This window comes from Lactococcus garvieae, from assembly GCF_016027715.1.
Classification (GTDB): domain Bacteria; phylum Bacillota; class Bacilli; order Lactobacillales; family Streptococcaceae; genus Lactococcus; species Lactococcus garvieae_A.
Map to the genome: position 1 here is coordinate 2010802 of NZ_CP065691.1, position 15617 is coordinate 2026418.

Consider the following 15617-nt stretch of genomic DNA (forward strand, 5'->3'; position numbering starts at 1 on the left):
TCACCCGTCTAGTCGTGAACGTACAAACGTGAAGCCCAATCAGGCTTTACAAGAGTCTTGCGCCCTCCTCAGGGGAAAATAAGCGTGCCAGGTCGTAATTACTGAATATCGTGTCATGGGTTGTGTTATAATAAGTATATGTTAATCATAAATGAACAATTGTTTGAAATTGATGATTTAATAGATGTTTTGGTCAAAGACTTTTTAGACTTGCCTCAGGTTGCTGCCTATCGAAAATTAAAGGCTGAATTTGAAGCGGATCAGAACTTGCAGGATAATTTACGTACACTTACAGAAAATCAAGATTATATCGCTTATCGGCCCGAACTTGCACAGTTGAAGAAGGATATCCTGCTTAATGACAAGGTATATCATCTGCGTGTTGCCGAAAACGATTTGCAAGAGCTTTTGTCTAATCTAACAAAAGATATTACTGCATCAATTTCCAAACACATTTTTGTAGATGAAAATTTACCCTTAAAAGGAGGGAATCGACATGAACGACATCACTGATCAAGAAATAAAAGAAAGTAAGTCAGAAGATAGAGAAGTACGCCCTTTGGATAAGCAATCAAGGGTTGCTCTTTTTGTCTATTGCAATTCTTACAAAGGCAACAGACAGTTAGGGCACTATGGGGATCTGAGTTACACAAGTCGCAAGGCACACTATAGTCTTTTATATGTAAATGAAGAAGAAGCTGAGACTACAATAAAAAAACTCAAAGAACTAAAATTTGTGAAGAGAGTAAGACGCGGTCATTTGAAAGATCTTAACAAAAACTTTTCGGAAGCTTTTGCAGAAACAAATGCCGAGATTAAAGGACAGCTTGAAGCTGCCTTGGCTAAATTGTAACCACTAATATTGCTTTTTTAGACACCGGAGGTGTTTGAGAATAAGATATAAAAAAACTGCCCTTAGGCAGTTTTTTCAATGCGACGAAGATAATTTTGAACAATCGTTTGCGTGCAACCTTCAATATGTAAGCATTCCGTCTCTGTATAGACTAATGTAGAAGGGACTTGTGTGAACTCATTCTTATAAAATTCTTGAGCATTTTTCATCATTTGTTTTTTGGCAAATTGACGGTGCGTGATAAAATCAGCTGTTGTCAGTCCCATATCTGAGAGTATCTCCTGGCGCATTTGATTATTATAATCAAGAACACTGTTGTGTTTCAGTTTGTCTTGCAGTGTTAAAAGGAATTTTCGCCCGTATTTTCGCCCGTGCAGATTGATAGTCAAAAAGTCTGAAGAGAGTTTTTGTAGACGGTCAAAACTGGCATTGAGGTTCTCAATATTTCGAGGCATCTCACTGTTATCACGTAATTCTTTAGCTGCTGCGAGGGTAGCTATAGGGTAGAGGTACCAGCTATGAGAATCAAATTCGGAAAATTGATCGAGAATAGGAGTGAAAAAATGATGAATGTCATACATGAGTGTTTTTATTTTCCTTATTTAGAATCTTTTATTATTATTTTATCTGTTGAAGTATCCACGAAGTATAGTGTATCAAATTTTAGATATTAGACCAAATTATATGCAAAAGCTTAATAATTAGAAGTAAAAAAGTGCCAATTTAGCACTTTTTATTGCTTTCTCAGATGGCGTAAGCAATCAAGAAAACGAACAACTTTTGATTTTGAAAAGCGAAACTCAATGTGATTTTTCTTCAAGAAGGCTAGAAAATCTTTTTTACCTTGTTCACTGTCTGTAACTTCTAGTTCAAGCTCGTAGTCGGTGTGACCAAGATAATCATTTTTATCAAGGGCTGCTAATCCGATAGGAAGTTTTTGTTCATAGCGAATAGTCGTCAAGCTCCCAATTAAGGTGATGCTTTCTACATCAACCCCTCGCTCTTTCAAAATATCGAGGATTTCACTCAGATCGGTTTCCCCACAGGTGATGTTTTTTTGAGAGAGAAGGTGCTGAGCCTCATCAAGTGTCAGGTCAATATTATGTTCAATATTTCCTACTTGTTGAGGAACCTTGAGTGTCATTTCCGCTGAGCGGTCAAAGGTACGTATGCGCAGAGCTAACTTTTTCTTACGAAGTGTAAAATCTTGAGAGTCAAGATAATGGTTGGTCTGTCGGACAGGAGTGACGTGTGAAAAGAGAGTTTTCAAACGGTCATACTCCGGCATAGAGAGCATTGTTTTATGCTCAATTTCTAAGTTTGTGGACATTTTTGTTTATAAAAAGATGCTCTGTTTAGATTACTCTTTACAAGATCTCCAAGAGAGACATCCTCCCTTCTTATTAGAATGATAAATAATCTATTACCTAAAAGTATATCAAAAGCCTGTATCTAAGTAAAGCCAGAGAGGAAACGATGTACGATGACTTCAGGTCTATAGTGCAGTTGTAGCAACATTTAACTTCTCTTTTGAATCGCTTAATATAGACGGAGCTGCCTAGTTAATATAAGGGATATATGGTATAATTTAGGGAGACCTGTAATAAAATACAAAGGAGAATTGACCAGAGGTCAATTTGGATAAACATATGACAGAAAGCACAAAAACTGAATTTAACTGGGAAGAATTTCTTGATCCGTATGTCCAAACGGTCGGGGAGCTGAAAATCAAACTTCGTGGTGTGCGGAAGCAATTTCTGAAGAAAAAACTTTATTCACCGATTGAGTTTGTGACTGGTCGAGTGAAACGTCGGGACTCGATTCGGAAGAAGGCAGCGATGCGTGGTTACACTCAAGAAACGATTCGTGAGATGGAAGACATCGCTGGAGTCCGTGTTATGGTCCAATTCGTTGATGATGTTTGGGATGTTCTCGAACTTCTCAGAAAACGTAAAGACTTGAAGATTATCGAAGAACGTGATTATATACATAATCAAAAAGCGAGTGGCTATCGCTCTTATCATGTGGTAATTGAATACCCTATTGATATGATTGAGGGGGCCCAAGTTGTTCTTGCAGAAATTCAGATTCGGACACTGGCGATGAATTTTTGGGCCACAATCGAGCATTCTCTAAGCTACAAGTATGGGGGAGTTATTCCGGAAGAAGTCCGTGAACGTTTGACGGCTGCAGCACATATGGCGGCACAGCTTGATAAGGAAATGGGAGCGATTCGCGAAGATATTCAAGAAGCTCAATTGCTGTTTGACGATCCTCAGGCAAGGCTAGATTATAAAAAGGAAAACGGAGAAGACAATGAGCTCTGGTAAAAAAATCTGGTTAGTCGGAAATTCAAGCGAAAAATCACAGAAGACATTGTCAGAATTAACGGCTCTCTTACAAGTTAAAGGCTTTCAGTTTGATAAAGAAAATCCTGAAGTTGTTATCTCTGTAGGCGGAGATGGTACCTTACTCAAGGCCATGCATTTGTATGAACATAAGTTAGAGAAAATCCGCTTTGTAGGTGTCCATACGGGTCACCTCGGATTTTATACGGACTTCATGGATACCGATTTGGACAAAGTTGCAGTAGCATTAGGAACGGAAGAACCTGCGCATGCTGTCCGCTATCCGCTACTCCGTATCCTTGTGAAATTTCAAGACGGATCGGAAAGATTACACTATGCACTGAATGAATCAACAATCCGTCGCACCTCTAAAACATTGATGGCTGATATTAAAATTTCAGATTTTCTTTTTGAAAAATTTCGTGGGGATGGTTTATCCGTTTCTACCCCGACAGGCTCGACAGCTTACAACAAATCTATCGGCGGTGCTGTTTTACATCCGCGTGTTGAAGCGATGCAAATGGCAGAGATAGCAAGCTTAAACAATATCGTGTATCGAACACTAGGCGCCCCAATGATTGTAGCTAAAAAAGACAGCATTGTTATTAGTCCAGAGGATGTGGAGGACTACAGTGTAACTGTGGATCAATTAACCTTTAATTACGAAAAAATTGAAGCTATTGAATACAGTATGGACGGTAAGACGATTGCTTTTGTCAATTGTGCCCACACAAGTTTTTGGGAACGGGTGAAAAATGCTTTTATTGGGGAAGTCGAATAAGAGCACTACCGATAAACATCAAATATGATATAATAAAGTTCTGTTCTAGGCAAACTCCGACATTTGTTGGAGTTTTTAGATGTAGAAAATTGCCTTTCATTGTGATATGTTATGGAACAGTCTTAAAAGGAGAAGTTGAAACAGTGGAATTTTCATTTACAAATACAATTGATAGAAGTACGGTAAAAGCTTTACTCAAGCGTCATGGAGTTTCTAAACGCTTCCTCTCACACATCAAATTTGATGGGGGTGAGATTCTCGTGAACGGTATGGAACGCAATGTTCTCTTTCCTTTGCAAGTAGATGATGTTGTCACAATCATTACCCCAGTTGAGCAAGGTACAGATTTGTTAATCCCTGAAGATATTGACCCAGAGGTCGTATTTGAAGATGACCATTATTTGATCGTGAATAAACCAGCAGGTCGGACGTCGATTACGGGTCGCTTGCATCCGACAGGTGCCATGTCCAACATTGTAAAAGGCTACATTGTTCGCAAAAAATATGAAGACCAAACCGTGCATATCATTACACGCTTGGATCGTGATACGAGTGGGTTGATGATTTTTGCCAAACATAGTCTGGCACATTCTTTGATTGTACATCCTAAATATAAAGACAGTGTAACAAAACGCTATTATGCAATCATTCATGCAGATGATTCCTTACCAAAATCTGGTGAAATTAATCTTCCGATTGGGCGTGTAGAAACTTCGATAATTGAGCGGCGCGTGACTCCTGACGGAAAGGAAGCCCGTACGAGCTATGAAGTAGTTGCTGAAAAAAATGGTTTGATGCAACTCGATGTTGTGTTGCATACAGGCAGAACCCATCAGATTCGTGTACATTTTTCACATCTGGGGCATATTCTAGTAGGAGATGAACTCTATGGAGGCAACCATGATTTAATCGGACGTCAAGCATTGCACTGCCATCACTTACAATTCGTCCATCCCTTTACAGATGAATTGATTGACATTGAGTTAGAGATGCCCGAAGATATGCAAAAATTAATGCAATAAATAAAAAAACTTCTGCATAGCGGAAGTTTTTTTATATTTCTTAGAAATCCCAGCCTTTGATAATTTTCACAGCAGTGATTTTTACAGGCTTAACAGGGGAAGACTCTTCTTGGGGATTGTTAGGGTTAGTTGTCACTTTACCTGCGGCAATTTTATCCACAATGTCCATCCCAGAGATAACTTGTCCAAAGACAGTATATTGACCGTCAAGGAAAGGTGAGCCGCCTTTTTGGTATGCATCAATAATTTTTTGAGGATACTGAGCTGTCGTCAAACCGTCATCAGCAGGTTTGGGGTTTTGAACGATAAAGAATTGTGAACTACTTGTTTCACCTTGGCCACTGTTTGCAAGAGAAACAGCACCACGAATGTTATAAAGTTGATTAGAAATCTCAGTAGCAAAAGGCTTGTTATCGTTAACAACGGATTTACTACCTGTTCCTTTATTGCTTGGATCTCCAGTTTGAATCATGAAGTCATCAATCACTCGGAAAAATTCGTTATTCTTGTAGTACCCTTGCTTAGCTAAAGTTAGGAAGTTTTCCACAGCCATCGGTGCAAGTTTAGGGAAGAGCTTAATGTTAATATTTCCCGCTGTCGTCTGGATTTGAACTTCGGCTTCATCTTTTCCAACTTCAGAAGAGAGCTGAGGAAGTGCTACATTTTGCAAATCGTTTTTAGCTTCTGTTTTGCTGTCAGAACTATTTGCAAAGTAGAGGAGCCCTCCGATGATAACAATGATGAGAACGAGTAGTCCTCCAAAAATAAGATTCGTATTTTTTTTCTTTTCCATTTCTATATTTTAACATAAATTTATCCGAGACTAAATGACTATGAAAAGTTAATTCTTGCAAATTATTAAATAAAAGATTATACTAATAAAATAAAATATCAGGAAGGAGAATCACATATGTTTAAGTTAGCTTCACAATCTCAACATCATCATGTGCATAGATAAGAGTTGTGTCGTACTTTGGTATAGATGCAACTTTAGAGTCCGCTCGAAAGACATCTATGCCGGTGATTCTCAGAAAGACCGGGTAGCTAGGCTATACGGTCTTTTCTTTTGGGCAAAATTATGCTGTAAATGAAATAATGAAATTTTAGAAAGAAAAAATATGAAAAATGAAAATCAAGTAAAGCGCAATTTGAAGCAAAGACACATCACCATGATTGCGCTAGGTGGTACGATTGGGACCGGTTTGTTCCTCACTTCGGGAGCTACCATTAGTCAAGCTGGACCATTTGGGTCAGTCTTGGCCTATATTTTTGTGGGTATCATGGTTTACTTTGTAATGACTTCCCTTGGAGAGATGGCTACATATCTTCCTACTTCCGGTTCTTTTACCGACTATGGTGCACGCTTTGTTGATCCAGCTTTTGGCTTTGCCTTGGGTTGGAATTATTGGATAAATGGTGCGATTACGATTGCTGTTGATTTAACAACAGCGGGCTTAATTTCTCAGTTTTGGTTTCCCCAGGTTCCTTCTTGGATTTTTTCAGGCATAGCTACTTTACTTATATTTGCTATAAATATTATGGCTGTTCGTGCTTTTGGCGAAACTGAGTATTGGTTATCGATTATTAAGTTAATTACCATTATTATCTTCCTTGCCGTGGGCGTTTTGACCATTATTGGTATTTTTGGCAATCATGTTGACGTTGTGGGAAATCTTACAGCAGGTAACTATGGTTTTACAGGTGGGGTTACTGGTTTTGTTGGGGTTTTACTCATCGCTGGCTTTTCTTTCCAAGGGACAGAACTACTTGGTGTAACAGCAGGGGAATCAGAAAACCCAGAAAAAAGTATTCCTAAAGCCATGAATTCAATATTTTGGCGTATCCTTCTTTTTTATATTTTTACAATTATTGTTATTGCAGCTATTATAAACTATCAAGATCCACGTCTTCTGAATCCCGATTCAACCGCTGTGATGAGTCCTTTCACAATTGTTTTCAAAAATATTGGTTTAGCTGTTGCAGCAAGTATCATGAATGCAGTCATCTTAACTTCAGTTATTTCCTCAGCAAACTCTGTGATGTATGCTTCAACGCGCATTCTTTATTCACTTGGAAAAAAAGAAGGGGCGCCAAAGAAATTTGCAAGCATTGCACGAAATGGTATACCTGTGAACGCGTTACTTGCAACAACTGCAGTATGTGTGGTGGCCTTTTTAACAGGAATCTTTGGCACACAAATCTACCTCTTGCTGGTTGACTTGTCAAGTTTGACAGGATTTATAGCATGGTTAGGCATATCTGTGAGTCACATTCGGTTCCGCCGTGCTTTTATCGCTCAAGGCGGTGATTTAAGTAACCTACCTTATCAAGCAAAATGGTTCCCTTTTGGGCCGATTATGTCTCTTATTATGACAGCTATGATTGTTATTAACTTAGACCCTGCGCTTCTTTTTAGTAGCCACTGGGGAGAAGGATTAGCAATGTATGCGGCAATTCCTATTTTCTTAGCTCTTTACTTGGGTTATAAGTGGAAATACAACACCAAGCTCGTCCCACTCAAAGCGGTAGATTTGAGCCGGGATAAATGATAAAATGAAAGCATGAAGAACATTAAATTTCTCTTTTTGCCTTTTCTGCTTATCTTAGGTTTTCTAAGCTTATCAGCCTGTGGCCTCAACCAGAAAGAAAGCACATGGGATAGGATTAAAGACAGTAAAACCATTACTATTGGCTACGAGGCAGATTTTGCCCCTCTAACTTCATCTCAAAAAAATGAAAAACCAGTAGGGTTCAATGTCGCTCTTGCTGAGGCTGTTTTTAAAAACTATGATATTCAGATTAACTGGAAAGCTCTTGACTGGTCAGCCAAAGAAAAAGCACTTCAGGAGGGTAAAGTTGATTTGATATGGGGCCCATATACAGCTGATAAAACGCGTGAAAAAACGTTACTATTCAGTCAACCATATCTGCTCGCAAATGCTGTTTTACTTGTCACCAAAGACTCAGATATCCACAATATTGGTGATATGCATAATATAGCTGTTGGTGGACAAAAAGCCTCAGCAGTTTATGATTTATTCAGTAATTATCCTCATGTCTTAAAAAACATTGTAAAAGAGAATTTAATGGTACTGTATGATAAACCAAGTCAAGGGATATCTTCCTTAATGGCGGGAGAAATTCAAGCAATGCTTTTAGATCAAAAGTATGCCAAAACTTATTTGCAAGAGCACCAGCTTCAAGACAAGTTTAATATTCTTAACACGACCTATCCGCAGAAAGAATATGTGGTAGCCGCGCGTAAAAAAGACAAAGAATTAATAAATAGAGTGAACAAAGGCTTAGAAGAAGTCCATCAGTCTGGCGAATTTAGTGAGCTATCTAGACAGTGGTTTCAGCCTTAAGATGATAAAATAAAAAGAGCGAAAGCTCTTTTTATTTTATGAAAGAGGAATAGAAATGAAATTTATAGCAATTGTAGGTACCAATGCCAGCTTTTCTTATAATCGAAAGTTGCTGTGGTACATGAAAAAACATTTTATAGACGAAGCAGAGATTGAAGTTATTGAAATAGCTGGACTGCCGTTGTTTTCAGAAGACAATATGGACTTGCCAGAGCGAATTTTAGAAATTGCAGAAGCGATAGAAGCTGCAGATGGATTGATTATCTCAACTCCGGAATATGACCACGCGATTACGGCAGCTTTAAAATCTTTATTGGAATGGCTCTCATGGGGTGCCTTGCAGCCAGTGGTCAACACCCCTGTCATGATTGTTGGTGTTTCTTTGGGTAAACAAGGCACCGTTTTTGCGCAGGAAAACCTCCGACAAATCCTATCATCTCCTGGTTTGGAAGCTTTTGTTTTACCGGCGAATCAGTTTTTATTAAGCCATGCTGCAGAAGCTTTTGATGCTGCGGGAAACTTAGTGGATAGACAGACGATTTCTTGGTTGGAACATTGCTTTAGGAATTTCAGCCTTTATACTAACAATCTAAAACCCCTCCGCCAGCTTATCGAAACCGATGCGGACACTGGAGCTTCTGAAAATGAATGATTTTATTTCCCGAAAATATCAGGGTCTTGGCACAGTGATTGAACTAAGTGTGCTTAGGACTGATAAAGTAAAAGATGTGGAAAAGCTTGACCAAGCTTATGAAGAAATTAAAAAGTACGAGGACTTATTCACTGTGAATAAGTTGTACTCGGAGATAATAGCGGTAAACCAAGCTGCGGGAGTCAGGGCTATACCTCTCTCAGAAGATGTCTATTCCTTGACCAAAAAAGCTGTGCAAGTTAGTCAAGAACATTTTGGTTTTAATGCCAGTGTTGGACCGCTGGTCGACTTATGGCGCATTGGTTTTGCGGATGCTCGTCTTCCCTCAGATAGGGAAATTCAAGAGGCACTTCGATTAATTAGTCCGGATGAAATCGTCTTAGATGATTCCAAAAAGTCTGTTTTTCTTCCTGAAAAAGGTATGTCTTTAGATTTAGGAGGAATTGCTAAAGGTTATATTGCAGATAAGGTAGCAACATTTTGGAAAAATCAGGGTATTTCCACAGGTGTTATTAACCTTGGGGGTAATGTTTTATTTTTAGGTCGTTTTTTAACGAGAGAATGGCGGGTTGGTATCCGAAATCCACTGGAAAAGACGAAATCTTTGGTTCTCCAAGTACTGACAAATTCAAAATCAGCAGTAACTTCAGGTATTAATCAGCGTTATCTAGAGATAGAAGGGGAGACTTATCACCACATTATAAATCCCGAAACAGGTTATCCTCATGTGAATAACTTAGCTAGTGTGACTATCTTTTCGCAAACTGCTGTGGATGGGGAGATAGAGGCGAAGCGCTTATTTTTTGCGGAGAATCCAGAGGAAGTTTTTTCTATAAATAGTTCAAAAATTCATGGTGCAATTTTGATTAATAAGGATCGGGAAGTAAAAATCCTTGGACTAAAGCCCAAGGATGTTAGATTAATAGATAAGAGTTTTAAAATTATAAGCTGAAAATCATTCAGCTTTTTTTACTCTGGACGAGCATAGGAAGCGATCATTTGTTCAGCACATTTGAGTCCATCAATGGCAGCCGAAACGATACCACCTGCAAATCCGGCACCTTCACCCGATGGATAAATCCCTTGGGTTGAAATAGACTGGAAACTTTCCTCATCCCGATTGATACGAACAGGTGAGGATGAACGTGATTCTACACCTGTCATAATGGCATCGTTCATAGCAAAACCTCTAATTTTTTTATCAAATCCTAGAAGGGCTTCTTTCATGGAAGAAGTGATATATTCAGGGAAAAGCTGACTTAAGTCGGTTGGGGTAACGCCTAAAGCATAAGATGGTGTAACTTTGCCTACATGAGTTGAAGGACGATTTTCAAGGAAATCGCCAACCAGTTGTGCGGGTGCTTTATAGGTTTTTCCGCCTAAAATAAATGCTTTTTCTTCAAGTTTACGTTGGAATTCCACACCAGCTAAGGGGTGATCTTGGCCAAAATCTTCAGGGAAGACTTGAACCAGCAAACCGCTGTTCGCATTTTCTTCAGAACGAGCGTGCTCACTCATACCATTTGTAACAAGCCGTCCTTCTTCAGAAGCTGCAGGTACGACAAGTCCTCCCGGGCACATACAGAAAGTATAAACGCCACGGCCTGAGCTAGCTTTATGTGTTAAACGATATTCTGCAGCACCCAGACGAGGGTGTTCAGCAAACTCTTTGTATTGAGCCTTGTTAATCAGACTTTGCGGATGTTCTATACGGACACCGACAGCGAAAGGTTTAGCTGTCATATTGATACCTTTATCATAAAGTTCAGCAAAGGTATCACGCGCACTATGTCCAATAGCTAGTACGGCATGATTGGAAAGAATTTCTTCACCATTTTTAAGGATAATTCCTTGAAGTTTATTTTTTTCAATTAAGAAGGACTCAACTTGGCTATCAAAAAGAACTTGCCCGCCAAGGGCGATAATCTGTTCACGGATATTTTTCACAATATCGCGGAGCAAGTCTGTCCCCACATGAGGATGTGCCTTGTAGAGGATATCCTCTGGTGCACCAGCTTTTACAAACTCTTCCAAGACTTTACGCCCACGTAAATCTCGGACGCGTGAAGTCAGTTTTCCATCAGAGAAAGTTCCCGCTCCACCTTCACCAAACTGTACATTTGAAGCAGGATTGAGTTTACCGTCTTTCCAAAATTCATCAATTGATTTTACGCGTTCTTCAACTTTTTGTCCGCGTTCTAATACGACAGGCTTATAGCCCATTTGTGCTAAAAGCAGAGCTGAAAACATACCGGCAGGTCCAAAACCAATCACCAATGGTCGATGTGCCATAGGTTCCGTACCAATCTGAGGTTTTTTATATTTCAAATCAGGAGAAGGAGAAACGTTTTTGATTTTTTTCTTGAGCAGTTTTGCTTCATCTTTAACTTCCGCATCGACAGTATAAATAAAATTGATTTCACCACGGTGGCGGGCATCAATTGATTCTTTATAAATACGGTAGCTGATCAAATCAGACTCCTGGATTTTTAATTTTTTCAAAAGTAAGTCTTTGACTTTGTCTACAGGCTCATCAATTGAAGTTTTTATTTGAGATATTCTAAGCATAATTTGTTCTCTTATCTATTATAAGTGTTTTAAAATAAGACGGATATAAAACACTTTGTGATTGTAAAAACCCAGTCATTAGAACTGGATTTTTTCTTTTATTTCATTGTTGGGAAGAGTAAAACGTCACGGATTGAAGTTGTTCCAGTAAAGAGCATTACCAAACGGTCAATACCGATACCGAGTCCACCAGTTGGTGGCATGCCATGTTCCAACGCTTCAACGTAATCGTAGTCCACACCAGTTGCTTCGTCGTCACCAAGTTCTTTCGCTTTCGCTTGTGCTTCGAAACGTTCCAACTGATCGATAGGATCGTTCAATTCTGAGAAGGCATTTGCATATTCCTTACCATTAATAAAGAGTTCGAAACGGTCAGTGAAACGCGGATCTTCTTCATTCATTTTAGCTAAAGGAGAGATTTCTTTAGGATGTCCAAAGACGAAAGTTGGTTGAACCAAGGTATCTTCAACATATTTTTCAAAGAATTCATTAATGATATGTCCCACACTTGTAAAGTGTTTTTCAACATAAATGTCATGTTCTTTAGCCAAAGAGACAGCTTCTTCTAAATTCATTTCTTTCCAGAAATCTACACCAGTTTGCTCTTTGATTGCATCAACCATGTGGATGCGATTAAACTTACCACCAACATTGATTTCTTTACCGTCATATTCGATAACGTCTTTGCCAAGAACAGCATGTGCAACATGTTGGAAGATTCCCTCAGTCAAATCCATGATGTCGTCAAAGTCAGCATAAGCTTCATATGATTCCATTGTTGTAAATTCAGGATTGTGTGTCATATCCATACCTTCGTTACGGAAGACACGACCAAGTTCATAAACTTTTTCCATACCCCCAACAATCAAGCGTTTCAAGTGCAACTCAGTTGCAATACGAAGTGCCATGTCAATATCTAAAGAGTTGTGGTGAGTATAGAAGGGACGAGCAGCAGCTCCACCGGCTTCGTTGTTCAAAACAGGAGTTTCTACTTCAAGATAGCCACGGCCATCCATGTAGCGACGAATTTCGCTGATGATTTTAGAACGTGTGACAAAACGGTTGAAGCTTTCTTTGTTAGAAATCAAGTCCAAGTAACGTTTACGGTAACGTGTTTCTGTATCTGTAAGACCATGGAATTTTTCTGGCAATGGACGAAGTGCTTTTGATAAGAAGGTCAACTTGCTTGCTTTAATAGAAAGCTCGCCCATATCAGTTTTCATGATTTGTCCTTCAACACCAAGAAAATCACCAAGGTCAGCTTGTTTGAAAATTTGGTAGTTTTCTTCACCAACTTCATCTTTACGCACGTAAATTTGGATTTGTCCTTCACGGTCTTGAATATGTGCAAAGCCAACTTTACCTTTACCACGTTTTGTCATGAGACGACCAGCGATAGTAGCGTGTAAGTCTTTTTCGTGTAAGTCTTCTTTAGTATTTTCATCGTATGCTGCATGTAATTCTGCAGAGTTATGTGTACGAGTAAATTTATGTCCGAATGGATCAATACCTGCTTCACGCAGTGTTTCCATTTTTTCACGACGGACTTTCATTTGGTCATTAAGTTCTTCGATAATTTCAGCCAAAATGTTTTTCTCCTATAAAAAAGTTTATATCATCCATATTTTAGCATAATTTTACGGCTTTTGACAGCTTATAATTGTGTTTTAAGAAAATGTTTTGAAGCCAAAGTATTCTCAAATTGAACTTTCTAACTTATTTTCTATAATATTCGTCATTAAAAGGAAATCTCTATGGTTTTTTGAGGAAAATAAAAAGGGCTGAAAGCCCCTTTTCATTGCATTTGAGCACAAATAGTGTTACTTTGAATTTGTTATGAAAATCAAACATGAAAATACTACTAAAATTAATAAAAAAATGCTACAATAGTTGAGTTATCTTGGAGAGGGCTCTTTATGCTAGGAAAGTCAAGCCTAGACTGAATTCAGCCAGATGAATCCAACTTAAAGATTTTATTTATACAGGAGTTACGTTTTGAAAAAAGTCAAAGAGCTTTTAATTGGTAAATCTTTAAAGTCAACAGTAGGTGATTCGCACCTGCTGACTAAATTACAGGCCTTAGCCATGTTATCGTCAGATGCCTTGTCATCAATTGCTTATGGACCTGAACAAATTCTTTTGGTACTGGTTGCGGTTGGTGCAGGAGCTTCTTGGTATTCAATTCCTATTGCCTTAATTATTTTGGTTTTACTGTTTGCCTTGATAGGGAGCTATACACAGGTTATTCATGCTTACCCCTCAGGTGGTGGAGCTTATCTGGTTTCAACAGAAAACTTAGGGACTATTCCTGGATTGATATCTGGCGGGTCTCTATTGGTTGACTATATGTTAACCGTTGCTGTCTCAACAGCTTCTGGGGCTGATGCGATCACTTCAGCCTTGCCAGAATTAAGTCGATATAATTTAGAGATTGCAGTAGCCTTAGCTCTTCTTTTGATGCTGATGAATCTGAGGGGACTTCGCGAATCCGCAGCCTTTCTGATGATTCCAGTTTATACCTTTATTGTTACAACTGTAGCTCTTTTAGGTATTGGGGTTTTCCGTATCTTATCAGGCAGCTTACCTTATCAAGCACCTGCTCATATTGGTGCAACGGTGGGGGGAGTTTCACTTATCCTTTTGCTTAAGGCTTTCTCAACAGGTTCGTCATCTCTAACAGGGGTGGAAGCCATCTCTAATGCCGTGCCTTTCTTTAAGCAGCCGAAGGAAAAAAATGCAGCTAAAACCTTGGTTATGATGGGAATTATTTTGGCTATATTTTTCAGTGGAGTAATCTTCTTTGCTTACTGGCTAGGTTTGACTCCAAGTGGCAATGTCACTATCATTGCGCAAATGGCGCAAAAGATTTTTGGTGACAGTGTCTTTGGGCATGCTTTCTTCTTTATCTTCCAAATTGCAACAGCTTTAATCTTGGCCGTAGCAGCAAACACAGGCTATTCTGCCTTTCCCATGCTTGCCTTTAATATGGCGAAGAAAAAATATATGCCTCACTTGTTTACCGCACGTGGTACACGTTTGAGTTATTCTAACGGGATTATTAGCTTGGCTATTGGTGCCGTGATTCTTCTCTTCATCTTTGATGGACAAACAGATAAGCTTATACCACTGTATGCGATTGGTGTATTTACCCCTTTCACACTCGCCCAAATTGGGATGGTAGTGCACTGGCGTAAGCGTTTGGGAAACAAGTTCCTTCTGCGTTCAATGCCTAATATTATCGGCGCAATCATTTCTTTTGTAGTTGTTATGATTTTGCTGATTTTCCGTACAGCTGAAATCTGGCCTTTCTTTATTGTTTTGCCAATCTTGATTTTCTGCTTTATCCGTATCCATAGTCATTATATGAATGTGGCTGAGCAATTACGGTTACGTAAGGAAACAGCTGAACACAAGTTTGATGGAAATACCGTCATCGTTCTTGTCGGAAACGTAACGAATGTCGATGTAGGTGCAATAAACTATGCGCGTTCTGTCGGAGATTATCTTATTGCGCTCCATGTATCAACAAAAGAAGATACAGAAAAAGAAGCAGAAATCGAACGTGATTTCAATGAAACATTCCCTGATATCAAGTTGACAGTAGTTCATACAAGTTACCGTAGCATTATTACGCCAGCTGTCCGCTTCATTAATTTAGCGGCCAAGCAAGCTAAAATGCACAACTACACAACAACAGTCTTGATACCAACATTTATCCCGTCGAAGCCATGGCAAAATATCTTCCATAACCAGACAGGCTTGCGTTTACGCTACTATCTGAATGCCCACGAAGATATCATCCTTTCAAGTTATAACTATCATTTGAAAAAATAAATAATATAAAGTGTTCTCTTTAGCAACTTTTAGCTAGTGGGAGCACTTTTTTCTTTGAAGACAAGAGAATATTAAGAGAAAAAGAGTAAAAAGAGAGGGACCGCGGCGGGCAGCAAGAAAAAGTGTTTAGCCATCATAATATCAGGGAGCTAAATTCACCAATCCTGCGACAGATGCGAATGAATACACAAATT

At 39.0% G+C, this 15617-nt stretch carries 15 protein-coding genes; 10 read left to right on the top strand and 5 right to left on the bottom strand.

The features are described from left to right. Positions 1–138: 138 nt before the first annotated feature. Both I6G50_RS10095 and I6G50_RS10100 read left to right on the top strand, forming a co-directional pair. On the top strand, positions 139–513 hold the full coding sequence (locus tag I6G50_RS10095) for a YlbF family regulator (RefSeq protein WP_197908747.1): 375 nt from the start codon (positions 139–141) through the stop codon (positions 511–513). Next, on the top strand, positions 497–853 hold the full coding sequence (locus tag I6G50_RS10100; RefSeq protein ID WP_081165356.1) for a YlbG family protein: 357 nt from the start codon (positions 497–499) through the stop codon (positions 851–853). The genes I6G50_RS10095 and I6G50_RS10100 overlap by 17 nt, the downstream gene beginning before the upstream one ends. Before the next feature lie 62 nt (positions 854–915). Here the strand turns inward: I6G50_RS10100 and I6G50_RS10105 are convergent, their stop codons facing one another. Then, a complete protein-coding gene (locus tag I6G50_RS10105; protein WP_197908748.1) occupies positions 916–1434 on the bottom strand; it encodes a dithiol-disulfide isomerase in 519 nt (172 codons plus the stop codon). A 152-nt stretch (positions 1435–1586) separates the two neighbouring features. Next, positions 1587–2183: a CYTH domain-containing protein gene (locus I6G50_RS10110; protein ID WP_003136080.1), complete on the bottom strand. Its 597-nt coding sequence runs from the start codon at positions 2181–2183 to the stop codon at positions 1587–1589. 319 nt (positions 2184–2502) lie between these two features. On the opposite strand from I6G50_RS10110, the gene I6G50_RS10115 reads away from it, so the two are divergent. The 3 genes from I6G50_RS10115 (at position 2503) to I6G50_RS10125 (ending at position 5004) form a co-directional block, all read left to right on the top strand. Continuing rightward, a complete protein-coding gene (locus tag I6G50_RS10115; RefSeq protein WP_003136081.1) occupies positions 2503–3183 on the top strand; it encodes a GTP pyrophosphokinase in 681 nt (226 codons plus the stop codon). Beyond that, positions 3170–3982: an NAD kinase gene (locus tag I6G50_RS10120; protein ID WP_081165350.1), complete on the top strand. Its 813-nt coding sequence runs from the start codon at positions 3170–3172 to the stop codon at positions 3980–3982. The genes I6G50_RS10115 and I6G50_RS10120 overlap by 14 nt, the downstream gene beginning before the upstream one ends. 143 nt (positions 3983–4125) lie before the next feature. Then, positions 4126–5004: an RluA family pseudouridine synthase gene (locus I6G50_RS10125; RefSeq protein WP_003136083.1), complete on the top strand. Its 879-nt coding sequence runs from the start codon at positions 4126–4128 to the stop codon at positions 5002–5004. A 40-nt stretch (positions 5005–5044) separates the two neighbouring features. On the opposite strand, the gene I6G50_RS10130 is transcribed toward I6G50_RS10125, so the two are convergent. Next, positions 5045–5797: a peptidylprolyl isomerase gene (locus tag I6G50_RS10130; protein WP_003136085.1), complete on the bottom strand. Its 753-nt coding sequence runs from the start codon at positions 5795–5797 to the stop codon at positions 5045–5047. Between the two features lie 325 nt (positions 5798–6122). Here I6G50_RS10130 and I6G50_RS10135 point away from each other — a divergent pair, with 325 nt between their 5' ends. From I6G50_RS10135 to I6G50_RS10150, 4 genes are read left to right on the top strand one after another with little or no spacing between them, the layout of a single operon-like run. After that, positions 6123–7553, top strand: coding sequence for an amino acid permease (locus I6G50_RS10135; RefSeq protein ID WP_197908750.1), 1431 nt, complete (start codon positions 6123–6125; stop codon positions 7551–7553). 12 nt (positions 7554–7565) lie between these two features. After that, a complete protein-coding gene (locus I6G50_RS10140) occupies positions 7566–8369 on the top strand; it encodes a transporter substrate-binding domain-containing protein (RefSeq protein ID WP_197908752.1) in 804 nt (267 codons plus the stop codon). A 55-nt stretch (positions 8370–8424) separates the two neighbouring features. After that, the gene (locus I6G50_RS10145) at positions 8425–9021 is read left to right on the top strand and encodes an NADPH-dependent FMN reductase (RefSeq protein ID WP_197908754.1); all 597 of its coding nucleotides are present in this window, start codon (positions 8425–8427) and stop codon (positions 9019–9021) included. After that, complete coding sequence (locus I6G50_RS10150) at positions 8990–9973, top strand: FAD:protein FMN transferase (protein WP_197908755.1); 984 nt, start codon at positions 8990–8992, stop codon at positions 9971–9973. The genes I6G50_RS10145 and I6G50_RS10150 overlap by 32 nt, the downstream gene beginning before the upstream one ends. A 17-nt stretch (positions 9974–9990) precedes the next feature. Here the strand turns inward: I6G50_RS10150 and I6G50_RS10155 are convergent, their stop codons facing one another. Beyond that, positions 9991–11589 (bottom strand): NAD(P)/FAD-dependent oxidoreductase, encoded by a 1599-nt coding sequence (locus I6G50_RS10155; RefSeq protein ID WP_197908757.1) that lies wholly within the window; start codon positions 11587–11589, stop codon positions 9991–9993. A gap of 98 nt (positions 11590–11687) precedes the next feature. Continuing rightward, a complete protein-coding gene (gene lysS, locus I6G50_RS10160) occupies positions 11688–13142 on the bottom strand; it encodes a lysine--tRNA ligase (protein ID WP_050994464.1) in 1455 nt (484 codons plus the stop codon). Positions 13143–13584: 442 nt separating this feature from the next. On the opposite strand from lysS, the gene I6G50_RS10165 reads away from it, so the two are divergent. Beyond that, entirely contained in the window at positions 13585–15423 is a 1839-nt protein-coding gene (locus I6G50_RS10165) for an APC family permease (RefSeq protein WP_004259835.1), read from the top strand. The last annotated feature ends 194 nt before the right edge of the window (positions 15424–15617 follow it).